Source organism: Pseudomonas extremorientalis (assembly GCF_001870465.1).
Lineage (GTDB): Bacteria > Pseudomonadota > Gammaproteobacteria > Pseudomonadales > Pseudomonadaceae > Aquipseudomonas > Aquipseudomonas extremorientalis.
The window spans coordinates 198,659-212,289 of the sequence record NZ_MDGK01000003.1 but is presented as its reverse complement, the minus strand read 5'-3'; the positions used below and the strand labels follow the sequence as shown (position 1 = coordinate 212,289).

General features: G+C 63.9%; 7 protein-coding genes and 1 pseudogene. 6 read left to right on the top strand and 2 right to left on the bottom strand.

The window, feature by feature from the left end; translation table 11 throughout:
* A pseudogene (locus tag BFN10_RS00875) lies at positions 1-1,237 on the bottom strand (type IV secretion protein Rhs); the annotation flags it as partial.
* Positions 1,238-1,438: 201 nt separating this feature from the next.
* On the opposite strand from BFN10_RS00875, the gene lexA reads away from it, so the two are divergent.
* The 6 genes from lexA to uvrA all read left to right on the top strand — a co-directional run bounded on the left by lexA (position 1,439) and on the right by uvrA (position 11,495).
* The gene (gene lexA / locus BFN10_RS00870) at positions 1,439-2,056 is read left to right on the top strand and encodes a transcriptional repressor LexA (protein ID WP_071488029.1); all 618 of its coding nucleotides are present in this window, start codon (positions 1,439-1,441) and stop codon (positions 2,054-2,056) included.
* Positions 2,056-2,670: a translesion DNA synthesis-associated protein ImuA gene (imuA, locus tag BFN10_RS00865; protein ID WP_071488028.1), complete on the top strand. Its 615-nt coding sequence runs from the start codon at positions 2,056-2,058 to the stop codon at positions 2,668-2,670. Before lexA ends, imuA begins: the two co-directional genes overlap by 1 nt.
* Positions 2,671-2,677: 7 nt before the next feature.
* On the top strand, positions 2,678-4,090 hold the full coding sequence (locus tag BFN10_RS00860; protein WP_071488027.1) for a Y-family DNA polymerase: 1,413 nt from the start codon (positions 2,678-2,680) through the stop codon (positions 4,088-4,090).
* Positions 4,066-7,158 carry an error-prone DNA polymerase gene (locus BFN10_RS00855; RefSeq protein WP_197678251.1) on the top strand — a complete coding sequence of 1,031 codons (3,093 nt, stop codon included), beginning with the start codon at positions 4,066-4,068 and terminating at the stop codon, positions 7,156-7,158. The genes BFN10_RS00860 and BFN10_RS00855 overlap by 25 nt, the downstream gene beginning before the upstream one ends.
* A 108-nt stretch (positions 7,159-7,266) precedes the next feature.
* The gene (locus BFN10_RS00850; protein WP_071488025.1) at positions 7,267-8,979 is read left to right on the top strand and encodes an ATP-binding protein; all 1,713 of its coding nucleotides are present in this window, start codon (positions 7,267-7,269) and stop codon (positions 8,977-8,979) included.
* Complete coding sequence (uvrA, locus tag BFN10_RS00845) at positions 8,976-11,495, top strand: excinuclease ABC subunit UvrA (RefSeq protein WP_071488024.1); 2,520 nt, start codon at positions 8,976-8,978, stop codon at positions 11,493-11,495. Before BFN10_RS00850 ends, uvrA begins: the two co-directional genes overlap by 4 nt.
* Positions 11,496-11,562: 67 nt before the next feature.
* Here uvrA and tkt read toward each other — a convergent pair whose 3' ends face one another.
* On the bottom strand, positions 11,563-13,626 hold the full coding sequence (gene tkt, locus BFN10_RS00840; protein ID WP_071488023.1) for a transketolase: 2,064 nt from the start codon (positions 13,624-13,626) through the stop codon (positions 11,563-11,565).
* Positions 13,627-13,631 lie beyond the last annotated feature (5 nt).

The window sequence follows — 13,631 nt, the reverse complement described above, 5'->3', positions numbered from 1 at the left end:
GAGCAGAAACCGGCACATCATCCACGGTCTCCTGCCGCACCAACGCGGTTCGCTGGGACTTGCTGCGTACCACCGGTACCGCGTTGGCAACCACCTGATCCCCGGCCTTCAACGGCGCATCCGGAATCGTCTTGATCGTCGTCGCCTGGCTACTGAGCAATATCGGCTTGGCCACCTGCGTGTGATCATCCGCACGAAATTTCCCGAACTGCCCAGCCATGTGCTCAAGCCATTTGCGCGCACGTTGAGACTTGATGCTGCCCAGTACCTTGGTACTGATGCGTACCGCCATCCCCATACCTGCCGTGGCAAGGCACAGCAGCAAATTGATCAATACTTCAGCGCTGATTTCCCCCAGCAGCTCATTCATATAAGGCGGCGGCAACATCCGCATCCAACTGACCATTGCCGACAGATAAATGAACAGCAACGGCTCATCACTCAGCACCAGCAAGCCCTTTGCGATGCTTTCGGTGCCGAGCTTCAACAGCTTTTCGAATTCTTCCTGGCTCAGGTAATGCAGCAGCTTTTCGGCATGCTTTAGCGGGGCCAGAAACCACTGAAGCATCTGCGTGATGTTGTCCCAGAGTGAATACAACGCCCCACTAAACCCGCGTGCGTAGGCTTCGTGCAGCGAGAGGTAGCGCTTGAGAAAATTGGCTTCGGAATAACCCTTCCACAAGGCGGCGAAGGTGGTGGCCCATTCACGGCGCAGCCAGCCTTCCAGCGGTTCGATAACCGACTGATAAGAGGCGTACAGCGCCTTGAAGTGCACCTTGGAAACGTTGGGATAGAAACTGACCCGATACTGCTGGTTACGATCACATTCCTTGATTTCGAGAATGCCGCTGGGTCCGATGGTTTTATGGAGGGGCTCCCCGAGCGGGCCACCTTTCGGATCAATGCGCTGCACCATCACGGGCGTATCGCCAATCGGCACAAATCGAGAACTCTGGAACATATGCACCAGGGTCAGCGTGCCGTCTGCCTGGCAGGTTGCGGTGGTGGTGCTGGGAAACAGGGAGCGGTTGATCGGCGCGACCAGTGCCACTTCATCTCCAACCTTGAAGACCTGCTCGATATCCAGCGCCGAAAAGCTGAAAAAGCTCTCCGCCCAGGCGTCGTAGTGATTGAGGCAGCGCTTGAAGTCGCGGATAACGGATTCGACGTCTCGCGTCTTTGAATCCAGGATGGCCAGTACCAAATAGCCAATGGTTTGGCTGGTCACTTCGATCATGAAACAGCCCCATCAACCGGAGCCCAAACCCATAACGCCATCTGCAATCCCTCGCACTGTGTAGTCAGGCGAGGGACTTTGCGGATGTTTGCAGGGGAGGGGAGTAGAGCTTATCCGGCGGTTATGTGGGACGGTTCGACAACGCTCGTCCGCTATCACGCGACTAGCGGCTATTGTCAGAAATTTCCCACAAGAGTACAAATGTACTCCATGACGACTCTAACCCCCCGCCGTACCGCCATCCTGACCTTTATCCGCGACCGCATCGCGCAACAAGGCCAGCCTCCCAGCCTCGCCGAGATCGCCGAGGCGTTCGGTTTTGCCTCGCGCAGCGTGGCGCGCAAGCATGTGCTGGCGCTGACCGAAGCCGGGTTTATTGAGGTCAACCCCAATCAGGCGCGTGGCATTCGTTTGCTCAACCAGCCGGCGCGCCCGGAATGGCTGGATGTGCCGGTGCTCGGTCGCGTGGCCGCAGGTTTGCCCATCGGCGCCGATGCCGAAGTGCACAGCCGTCTGCAACTGGACCCGTCGACCTTCGCGAAAACCCCGGACTACCTGTTGCGGGTGCAGGGCGATTCGATGATCGAGGACGGCATTCTCGACGGTGATCTGGTCGGCGTACGCCGCAGTGCCGAGGCCTTGAACGGGCAGATCGTGGTGGCGCGCCTGGACGGCGAAGTGACCATCAAGCGTTTCGAGCGCAGTGGCGACCACGTGCGTCTGCTGCCGCGCAACCCCGCGTATCAACCCATCGTGGTGGGGCCCGACCAGGACCTGGCCATCGAAGGGGTGTTCTGCGGTTTGGTGAGGCAAGGCTGATGGGCGCCGTGATTGCGCTGGACACGCTGTTCAATGGCGGGCGTGTCTGGAAGGGTCGGCCCGCCGCGCCGCCGTCCAGTGTGCATCCCACCGGGCTGGCGGCGCTGGACGCGGTGCTGCCCACGGGCGGCTGGCCGGAGGCGGCCTTGAGTGAAATCCTCATGGCCAAGGAAGGTGTGGGCGAATTGCAACTGGTGCTGCCGACCCTGGCGCGCTTGTCGAAGGCAGGGGAGCGCATTGTGTTGGTGGCGCCTCCGTATACACCGTACCCCCATGCCTGGCAGAACGCCGGGGTGGACCTGCGCCTGCTCTCGGTGATCCAGGCCGAGGAACGCGATGCCCTGTGGGCGGTGGAGCAATGCCTGCGTTCCGGCAGTTGCGGGGCGGTGCTGTGCTGGCCGCGCAAGGCCGATGACCGGGCGCTGCGGCGCCTGCAAGTGGCGGCGGAAACCGGGCAGACCCTGGCGTTTGCCTGGCGCGCCTTGAGTGAGTCGGTCAACTCATCGCCCGCGGCGTTACGCCTGGCCGTGGAGGCCAAGCCCGCGCAGGTAAGGGTGCTCAAGTGCCGGGGCGGGCTGGCCCATCCGACGCCGATTGCCCTGGCGGGGCACTGAGGTTGTCATGCGCTGGGTGTGTATTGTCTTCCCGCAATTGGCGCTGGACGGGGTGCAGCGTGTGCACCCCGAACCGGACCAACCCTTGGCCCTGCTGGCCGGCACGCCACAGCGGCGCGTGCTGCAAACCGTCAATGACGCCGCCCGCGCCCTGGGCCTGCGCCCCGGTCAATCCCTGACGGCGGCGCATGCCCTGACCAAAACCTTTGCCAGCGTCGAATACGACCCCGCCGAGATCGAGCGCCATCAACAGTTCCTGGCTGCCTGGGCCTACCAGTTCAGTTCCCAGGTCAGCCTGTATTACCCGCGTGCCTTGTTGTTCGAGATTGAATCGAGCCTGGGCCTGTTTGGGCCGTGGCCGCGGTTCGAAGCACGCTTACGCCAGGAATTGACCGAACTGGGTTTTCGTCACCGCATCGTCGCTGCGCCCAACCCGGCCGCGGCGCGGGTGCTGGCGAATTTCTACGATGGTGTGGCGGTGCAGGATCACGGCTTGCTACAGGCCCTGGCGCCGCTGCCCATCGATCGCGCCGGCCTCGACCCGCAGGCCGCCACGGCGTTGTCGCGCATGGGCCTGCGCCGCCTGGCCCAGGTGCAAGCGCTGCCTCGGCACACCTTGGCGCGACGCTTTGATGCCGACCTGCTCAAGCACCTGGACGCATTGACCGGGCAGCGCCCATTGGCCTTGGCGTTCTATCAGCCCCCGGACCGATTCGACGTGCGCATCGAGCTGAATTTCGACGTGCAGTCCCATCAGGCGCTGCTGTTTCCTTTGCGACGCCTGACGGGCGATCTGTCGGCCTTCCTGTGTGGCCGCGACAGTGGCGTGCAGCGCTTTGACTTGCACCTGGAACACGCCCAGGCGCCGGACACGGTGATCAAGGTTGGCCTGCTCAGCGCCGAGCGCGAACCGGCGATGCTGTTTGAATTGGCCCGGGGTCGCCTGGAGCAGGTACAGGTCACCTCACCGGTACGCGGTTTCCGCCTGGTCGCCCAGGATTTGCCGGTGTTCGTGCCGCAGCGCCAGGACCTGTTCGACGACCGCCCGCAACAGACCTTGCCGTGGGAACAATTGCGCGAACGCCTGCGCGCCCGTCTCGGCGATGAGGCCGTGCAGGGCTTGCGCTTCCACGCCGACCATCGCCCCGAATGCGCCTGGCAAGCGGCGAGCGACAAAAACCTCTGCCCGACCTTGCACAAGGTGCAACGCCCCGGTTGGTTGCTGAGCGAACCTACGCTATTGGCCGAACACGGCGTGAATATCCTCATGGGGCCGGAACGCATCGAGTCGGGCTGGTGGGACGGCGCCGATATCCGCCGCGACTACTACCTGATCCAGACCCGCGCCGGCCAGCAAGGCTGGGCCTTTCGTAACGTCGGGCAAAGCGATGGGTTGTGGCTGCAAGGCTGGTTTGCATGAATTACGCCGAGCTGCACTGCCTGTCCAACTTCAGCTTCCAGCGCGGTGCGTCGAGTGCGCTGGAGCTGTTCGAACGGGCCAAGCGCCAAGGCTACAGCGCCCTGGCGATCACTGACGAATGCACCCTGGCGGGCATCGTGCGGGCCTGGCAGGCGGCGAAGGCGGTGGAATTGCCGCTGATAATCGGCAGCGAGATGCGCCTAGAGAACGGCCCGAAACTGGTGCTGCTGGTGGAAGACCTCAGCGGTTACCAGCACCTGTGCCGCTTGATCACCGTGGCCCGGCGGCGCGCGGAAAAGGGCCGCTATCGCCTGTTGCAGGAGGACTTCGAACAACCGCTGCCCGGCCTGCTGGCACTGTGGGTTGCCGAGGACGGCGACACCCAGGCCTCGATCCAGTGGCTGCGCCGCACCTTCGCCGGGCGCCTGTGGCTGGCGGTGCACCTGCACTGCGGCCAGGACGATGCGCGCCACCTGGAGCAACGCCTGAACCTGGCCGCCAGCCTGCACATCCCGGCGGTGGCCTGTGGCGATGTGCACATGCATGCGCGTGGCCGCCGCGCCCTGCAAGACACCATGACCGCCATCCGTCATCACGTGCCAGTGGCCGAAGCCGGCACGCGCCTGCACCCCAATGGCGAGCGGCACCTGCGCAGCCTCGATGCCCTGGCCGCGCTGTACCCGCAAGCCCTGCTCGATGAAACCCAGGCGATTGCCCGGCGTTGCACCTTCGACCTCAGCCAGTTGCGCTATCACTACCCGCGTGAACTGGTGCCCAGCGGCCACGACGCCGAATCCTGGCTGCGTGCCGTGACCGAAGCGGGCATCGCCCAGCGCTGGCCGCAGGGGGTCGACGCCAAGACCTTGCAGCAGATCCATGACGAACTGACGCTCATCAGCGAGCTGGGCTACGAAAGCTATTTCCTCACGGTGCATGACATTGTGCAGTTCGCCCGCAGCCGTTCGATCCTGTGCCAGGGCCGCGGCTCGGCGGCCAACTCGGCGGTGTGTTTTGCCTTGGGCATCACCGAGATCGACCCGAGCCTGACGAGCCTGTTGTTCGAGCGCTTTCTGTCCAGGGAGCGCAACGAGCCGCCGGACATCGACGTGGACTTCGAACATGAGCGCCGCGAAGAAGTGCTGCAGTATGTGTTCCAGCGCTACGGCCGCACCCGCGCGGCGCTGACGGCGGTGGTCAGCAGTTACCACGCCGCTGGCGCGGTACGCGATGTGGCCAAGGCCCTCGGGCTGCCGCCGGACCAGATCAACGCCCTGGCTGACTGCTGTGGGCGCTGGAGCGACGATGCCCCGCCGCTGGAGCGCTTGCGTGAAAGCGGCTTCGACCCCGACAGCCCACTGCTGCGCCGAGTGCTCACGCTCACCCAGCAGTTGATCGGCTTCCCTCGGCACTTGTCCCAGCACCCCGGCGGCTTCGTGATTTCCGAATACCCGCTGGACACCCTGGTGCCGGTGGAAAACGCCGCCATGGCCGAGCGCACCATCATCCAGTGGGACAAAGACGACCTCGACGCCGTGGGCTTGCTCAAGGTGGATATCCTGGCCTTGGGCATGCTCAGTGCGATCCGGCGTTGCTTCGACTTGCTGCGCCGTCACCGCAACCGCGACCTGGCCTTGGCGACGCTCCCCAAGGAAGACCCGGCCACCTACGCGATGATCAGCAAGGCCGACACCATCGGCGTGTTCCAGATCGAATCGCGGGCGCAGATGTCGATGTTGCCAAGGCTCAGGCCGCAGAAATTCTATGACCTGGTGATCGAGGTGGCCATCGTGCGACCGGGGCCGATCCAGGGCGGCATGGTGCACCCGTACCTGCGGCGGCGGAACAAGGAAGAACCCGAAACCTATCCTTCGCCGGAGCTTAAAACCGTTCTGGAACGCACCCTGGGCATTCCGCTGTTCCAGGAGCAAGTGATGCAGATCGCCATGGTCGCCGCCGACTACAGCCCCGGCGAGGCCGACCAGTTGCGCCGCTCCATGGCCGCCTGGAAACGCCACGGCGGCCTGGAGCCGCACCAGCAGCGCCTACGCACCGGCATGCTGAAAAACGGTTACACCGAAGCCTTTGCCGCGCAGATTTTCGAGCAGATCAAAGGCTTTGGCAGCTATGGCTTCCCCGAGTCCCACGCGGCCAGTTTCGCCTTGCTGACCTACGCCAGTTGCTGGCTCAAGTGCCATGAACCGGCGGCGTTTGCCTGTGCGCTGATCAACAGTTGGCCCATGGGCTTCTACAGCCCGGACCAGATCCTGCAGGATGCACGGCGCCATCGCTTGCAGATCCGGCCGGTGGATGTGCAGGCCAGCGATTGGGATTGCAGCCTGGAGCCCATCGATGGTGCACAACCGGCGATTCGCATGGGCTTGCGCATGATCTCCGGGTTTCGCGAAGAAGATGGGCGGCGCATCGAAGCCGCGCGCCTGCGTCGAGCGTTCAGCGACATTGCCGACCTGGACGAGCGCGCCGGGCTGGATGCACGTGCCCAGGCCTTGTTGGCGGATGCCGGAGCCTTGCGCGCCCTGGCTGACAACCGGCACACGGCGCGCTGGGCGGTGGCCGGCGTGCACAAGCAACTGGGGCTGTTTGCCGGCCTGCCGAGCCCGGATGAGGCGGTGGTCGAGTTGCCGGCACCGACCGTGGGTGAAGACCTGCAGGCTGACTATGCCACTGTGGGCACGACCCTGGGGCCGCACCCTCTGGCGTTGCTGCGGGATGAATTGCGCAAGCGCCGCTGCCGCAGCTCCCATGAACTGATGACGGTGGAGCACGGCCGTAATGTCTGCGTCGCGGGGCTGGTGACCGGTCGACAGCGCCCGGGGACTGCCAGCGGTGTGACCTTTGTCACCCTGGAAGATGAATTCGGCAACCTCAATGTGGTGGTCTGGCGTGACTTGGCCGAGCGTCAACGCCAGGCGCTGGTGGGCTCGCGGCTGTTGAAGGTGGACGGGCGCTGGGAAGCGGTGGGCGAGGTGCGGCACTTGATCGCCGGGCGCCTGACCGACCTGACGCCCTTGTTGGAAGGGATCAATGTGCGCAGTCGGGATTTTCACTGAGTCCCGTGGTTTCTGCTGTAATCACTTCTGATGCAGATGAGGTGAAACCATCCGGGTTTGCAGCGCTCCAAAACTTGCCGATGTTCTCTTAGCGCACAGAGCCAACCGATGCAATTCTTATCCAACCCCCACGGCTGCGAAGGCTGGGCCGGTGAAATGGCCCAGCGGATCCGCGCATTCGATTGGTCGGGCACCGACCTGGGCCCCATTGACCGCTGGTCCACCAGCCTGGCGTGTACCGTACAGATGATGCTGGCTTCGCCCGTGCCGATGGTGATGTTGTGGGGACGCCTGGGGCACATGATCTATAACGACAGCTACTCGGCCTTTGCCGGTGGCCGTCACCCCTACCTGCTGGGCACACCGGTTGAGCTCGGCTGGCCGGAAGTGGCCGACTTCAATCGGCATGTGATGGACACCTGCCTGGCCGGCGGCACCCTGTCATTCAACAACAAGGACCTGGTGCTGTTGCGCAACGGCCAGCCGGAAACCGTGTGGCTGGACCTCTACTACAGCCCGGTGGCCGGCGACGATCAACAACCGGCTGGCGTGCTGGCGATTGTGGTGGAGACCACCGAACTGGTGAAGTCCGAACAGGTGCGCCAGGAACTCACGCACAACCTCGAACAACGGGTGGCCGCCGAGGTGCAGGCGCGCTCCGCGGCCGAGGACCAGTTGCGCCAGTCGCAGAAACTCGAAGCCATTGGCGGCCTCACCGGCGGCGTGGCCCACGACTTCAATAACCTGCTGCAAGTGATCGCCGGCAACCTGCACCTGCTGGCCCGCCAGGAACCGGACAACGCCCAGGTGCAGCGGCGTGTCACGGCCGCCATTGCGGCGGTGGAGCGTGGGGCCAAGCTGTCCTCGCAACTGCTGGCGTTCGCCCGGCGCCAACCGCTGTCGCCGGCGGTGTACAACCCGCAACGCATTTACGCGGGGCTTGGCGAGTTGCTGCAACGGGCGTTGGGCGAAACCATCCATATCGACGTGCAGATGCCCCAGGATGCCTGGTTTATCAATGTCGACCGCAACCAACTGGAGAACGCGCTGCTCAACCTGGCGATCAATGCCCGCGACGCCATGAAGGGCGAAGGCGTGATCCGCATCTCCGGCGAAAATATCATCCTCAATCCGGCCGATTGCGCGGGTAAAAGCATCAAGCCCGGCGAGTATGTGCGCCTGGAGGTGGCCGATACCGGCGTCGGCATGTCCGAGAGCACCCTCAAGCGTGCCTTTGAACCCTTCTTCACCACCAAGCGTGAAGGCCATGGCACCGGCCTGGGCCTGAGCATGGTGTTCGGCTTTGTGCGCCAGAGTGGCGGGCATGTGGAAATGTGGAGCGAGGAGGGCAAGGGCTCGGTGGTGCAGATGTATTTCCCCCACAGCCTGGAACCGGAAAGCCTCGATGTGCATATGGACCAGGTGCAGCACAGCGGCGGACAGGAAACCATCCTGGTGGTCGAGGACAATGAAGGTGTGCGCCTGACTGTCGTGGAGCTGCTCGAACAGTCCGGCTACACCGTACTTACCGCCGAAGACGGTGACCAGGCCATGTCGAAACTGCAGGCAGGCTCGCCACCGGACCTGATCTTCACCGATGTGGTCATGCCCGGCCGCGTCAAAAGCACCGACCTGGCCGACTGGGCCCGCCAGCAGACGCCTGCGGTGCCGGTGCTGTTCACCTCCGGCCACACCCGTGACATTCTCTCCAGCAATCACTTGCTGAGCCCCGATATTCATCTGCTGAGCAAACCCTACAGCCCCGAAGCGCTGACGCAACGGGTGCGCAGCGTGCTCACCGCCAGACAAGGTTGTCCATGACTTCAACGCGCAATATTCCCTCTATCACTGCCCAACCCTCGGGCTTTGTCCGCGTGCGCGGCGCCCGCGAACACAACCTGCGCAACGTCGATGTGGATATCCCCCGCGATGCCCTGGTGGTGTTCACCGGGGTGTCGGGTTCCGGCAAATCGTCCCTGGCGTTTTCCACGGTGTATGCCGAGGCCCAGCGTCGCTATTTCGAGTCGGTGGCGCCCTATGCACGGCGGTTGATCGACCAGGTCGGCGTGCCGGACGTGGACAGCATTGAAGGCCTGCCGCCTGCCGTGGCCCTGCAACAGCAGCGCGGCACGCCGAGTGCGCGCTCGTCGGTGGGCAGCGTGACCACGTTGTCGAGTTTGATCCGCATGCTGTACTCCCGCGCCGGCAGTTATCCGAAGGGGCAGGCGATGCTGTACGCCGAAGACTTTTCGCCGAACCTGCCCCAGGGCGCGTGTCCGCAGTGCCATGGCCTGGGGCGTGTGTATGAAGTGACCGAGGCGCTGATGGTGCCCGATCCTTCCCTGACCATTCGCCAGCGTGCGGTGGCGTCCTGGCCGTTGGCGTGGCAGGGGCAGAACCAGCGGGACATCCTGGTGACCCTGGGCTATGACGTGGACATCCCCTGGCGCGACCTGCCGAAAAAGCAGCGCGACTGGATCCTGTTTACCGAAGAGACCCCCACCGTCCCGGTGTACGCCGGGTTCACCCCGGAACAGACCCGCGATGCGTTGAAGCGCAAACTGGAGCCGAGCTACCAGGGCACCTTCATCGGCGCACGGCGCTACATCCTGCACACGTTCACCCATACCCAGAGTGCGCTGATGAAAAAGCGCGTGTCGCAGTTCATGCAGGGCAGCGCCTGCCCGTTGTGCGACGGCAAGCGGCTGACCCAGGCGGCGCTGTCGGTGAAGTTTGCCGGGGTGGACATCGGCGAGTTGTCGCAACTGTCGTTGACGCAGTTGGCCGAGTTGCTGCGACCGGTGGCGGCGGGGCAGGACAAGATGAAGCTGTCGGTGGAGAAACGCCTGGCCGCGCAGCGCATCGCCCAGGACTTGCTGGAGCGGGTCAGTACCTTGACCGAACTGGGCCTGGGTTACCTGTCCCTGGAGCGCAGCACGCCGACCTTGTCGTCCGGCGAGTTGCAGCGGTTGCGCCTGGCAACGCAATTGGGTTCGCAGTTGTTCGGCGTGATTTACGTGTTGGACGAACCTTCGGCGGGCCTGCACCCGGCGGACGGCGAGGCATTGTTCACCGCCCTTGACCGCTTGAAGGCGGCCGGCAATTCATTGTTTGTGGTGGAGCATGACCTGGAAACCATGCGCCGCGCCGACTGGCTGATCGACGTCGGCCCGGCGGCCGGTGAACAGGGCGGGCAGGTGCTGTACAGCGGCCCGCCGGCGGGGCTGGCGCAGGTGGCGGCGTCGCAGACCCGGGAGTACCTGTTCGCGGAAAAGCGCGTGTCGACTCAGGTGCGCCGTGAAGCCACCGGCTGGCTGCAACTGGAAGGTGTGACGCGCAATAATCTCAAGGGCCTGGACGTGGATTTCCCATTGGGCTGCTTCACGGCGGTCACCGGGATTTCTGGCTCGGGCAAGTCCAGCCTGGTCAGCCAGGCACTGCTGGAGCTGGTGGGCGCCGGCCTTGGGCGTGTGATGGAAAACGACGAAGAACCAAGCCTGGAAGACGACGCCCCGCAAACCAGCGGGGGCCACATCCGCGCCGGGCTGGAGCATATCCGCCGCCTGGTGCAGGTCGATCAGAAACCCATCGGCCGCACGCCACGCTCCAACCTGGCGACCTACACCGGGCTGTTTGACAACGTGCGCAAGCTGTTCGCGGCCACTCCGGCGGCGAAGAAACGGCAGTACGATGCCGGGCAGTTCTCCTTCAATGTCGCCAAGGGCCGTTGCCCGAACTGTGAAGGCGAGGGCTTTGTCAGCGTTGAACTGCTGTTCATGCCCAGCGTGTATGCGCCATGCCCGACCTGCCACGGCGCACGCTACAACCCCGAGACCCTGGCGATCAAATGGCAAGGCTTGAGCATCGCCGACGTGCTCGGGCTGACAGTGGAACAGGCGGTGGAGGTATTTGCCGAGCAGCCTGGGGTGTTGCGTTCGCTGCAGGTGCTGCGGGATATCGGCCTGGGCTACCTGCGCCTGGGGCAACCGGCGACCGAGTTGTCCGGTGGTGAAGCACAACGCATCAAACTGGCGACCGAGCTGCAACGCAATGCGCGGGGCGCCACCCTGTATGTGCTGGATGAACCCACCACCGGGTTGCATCCACGGGATGTGGACCGCCTGCTCAACCAGTTGAACCAGCTGGTGGACGCGGGGCATACAGTGGTCGTGGTGGAGCATGAAATGCGCGTGGTGGCGCAGAGTGACTGGGTGATCGATATCGGGCCGGGGGCGGGGGATATGGGCGGGAAGGTGGTGGCCAGTGGTACGCCGCAGAAGGTTGCCAAAAGCAAGGCCAGCCGGACTGCGCCATTCCTGACCAAAGAACTGAACTGAAAGCGGATGAGAACTTAATGTGGGAGGGGCAATGCGACCGTTCGACTTGCCCCTCCCACCTTTCTGATCACTGTTGAGTCAGTTGGATCTGTGCTTTCGCCTGCTTCACAACATTCTCAACCGTAAACCCGAACTGCTCCTGCAACTGGGCCAACGGCGCCGACGCACCAAAGCTGTTCATCACCACCTTGGCGCCGGTCTGCCCCACATACCGGTCCCAGCCGAGGGGGCCTGCCTGCTCCACCACGACCCGCGCTTTCACCGCCGGCGGCAACACGCTGTCGCGGTACGTCTGGTCCTGGTCCTCGAACAACTCCCAGCTGGGCATGGACACCACCTGCGCGGCAATCCCTTCGTCTTTCAACTGCTCATACGCCGCCACCGCCAGGCTGACTTCGCTGCCTGTGGCCAGCAGAATTACCTGGGGCGCATCTGCACCCGCCAGCACGTAAGCGCCCTTGGCGGCCCCGGATGCCGCCGCGTACCGCGTACGATCCAGCGTCGGCAGCGGTTGACGCGACAGCACCACGCAACTTGGCCGATGGGTCTGTGCCAGCGCCACCTTCCACAGCTCGCGGGTTTCATTCGCGTCACCGGGGCGCAAGGTCAGCAGGCCCGGCGTTGCGCGCAACTGGGTCAGATGCTCGATCGGCTGGTGCGTTGGCCCATCTTCACCCACGCCAATCGAGTCGTGGGTAAACACGAACACCACCGGCAGTTCCATGATTGCCGCCAGGCGGATCGGTGGCTTCATGTAGTCGCTGAACACCAGGAAGGTCGAGGTGTACGGCCGCAGGTAGGACAATGCCATGCCATTGGCGATGGCGCCCATGGCATGTTCACGAATGCCGAAGTGCAGGTTGCGCCCGCTGTAGTCCTCGGCGCTGAAACGCCCGGCGCCGTCGAAGGTGAGGTTGGTCTTGGTCGACGGTGACAGGTCGGCCGAGCCGCCCAGCAGCCAGGGGATCTGTTCGGCAAACGCATTCAGCACCTGGCCGCCGGCGGCACGACTGGCGATGCCCTTGGCGTCGGTGTCGAAATCCGGTAGGTGTTTCTGCCAGTGCTCCGGCATTTCCCCGGCTCGCATGCGCCTCAATTCATCGGCCAATTCCGGTTCGTACTGTTCCAGCTGGGACAGGTGCTCGCTCCACTTTTCATACAGCGGCTCGCTGCGCTCAAGCAAAACATCACGCAATTGCGTGCGCACCTCATCGGGAACCAGGAAGCTGGAATCCTCGGGCCAGCCATAGGCTGCCTTGGTCAGGCGAATTTCCTCTTCGCCCAGGGGCTCGCCATGGGCGGCGGCCGTGTTGTGTTTGTGCGGGGAGCCGTAGCCGATCACGCTGTCGACCACAATCAGGGTGGGCGCGCCGCGGTTGCAATGGAACGCCTCCAAGGCATTGCTCAGGGCTTGCAAGTCGTTGGCATCGGTCACATGCAGGGTGTGCCACCCATACGCCTGGAAGCGCTTGATCACATCTTCGCTGAACGCCAGCTCAGTGTGGCCTTCGATGCTGATGGTGTTGTTGTCATAGATCCAGCACAGCTTGTCCAGTTTCAAATGCCCGGCCATGGACGCCGCTTCGCCGCTGATGCCCTCCATCATGTCGCCGTCGCCGCACAGGGTGTAGACGTTGTAGTCGAACAGGGTTTTTTCTTCGCGGTTGAAGCGCTTGGCCAGCCAACGCTCGGCCATCGCCATGCCGACGCTGTTGGCACAGCCCTGGCCGAGCGGGCCGGTAGTGGTCTCCACCCCAGTGGTCATGCGGTATTCGGGGTGGCCGGGGGTTTTGGAGCCTGCTTGGCGAAACTGCTTGATATCGTCCAGGCTGACAGCGGCCTGGCCGGTGCGCTTGCCGTCGGCATCCAGTTCCACCACACCGGCCAGGTGCAGCAGCGAATACAGCAACATCGAGGCATGGCCAACGGACAGCACAAACCGATCACGGCTGGGCCAGTCGGGATGTTGCGGGTGATAACGCAGGAAACGACTCCACAGCGTATAACCCACCGGCGCCAGGCCCATGGGCGTGCCCGGATGGCCGGAATTGGCCTTTTGCACGGCATCCATGGCCAGGGTGCGGAGGGTGTTGATGCATTGGGTATCGACAGCGGTGGCAGCGTGCGTCATGAAAC

Coding starts and splice junctions, on each gene's coding strand:
- BFN10_RS00850 (WP_071488025.1), top strand. CDS start 7,267: ATGCAATTCTTATCCAACCCCCACGGCTGCGAAGGCTGGGCCGGTGAA.
- BFN10_RS00860 (WP_071488027.1), top strand. CDS start 2,678: ATGCGCTGGGTGTGTATTGTCTTCCCGCAATTGGCGCTGGACGGGGTG.
- imuA (WP_071488028.1), top strand. CDS start 2,056: ATGGGCGCCGTGATTGCGCTGGACACGCTGTTCAATGGCGGGCGTGTC.
- uvrA (WP_071488024.1), top strand. CDS start 8,976: ATGACTTCAACGCGCAATATTCCCTCTATCACTGCCCAACCCTCGGGC.
- tkt (WP_071488023.1), bottom strand. CDS start 13,626: ATGACGCACGCTGCCACCGCTGTCGATACCCAATGCATCAACACCCTC.
- lexA (WP_071488029.1), top strand. CDS start 1,439: ATGTACTCCATGACGACTCTAACCCCCCGCCGTACCGCCATCCTGACC.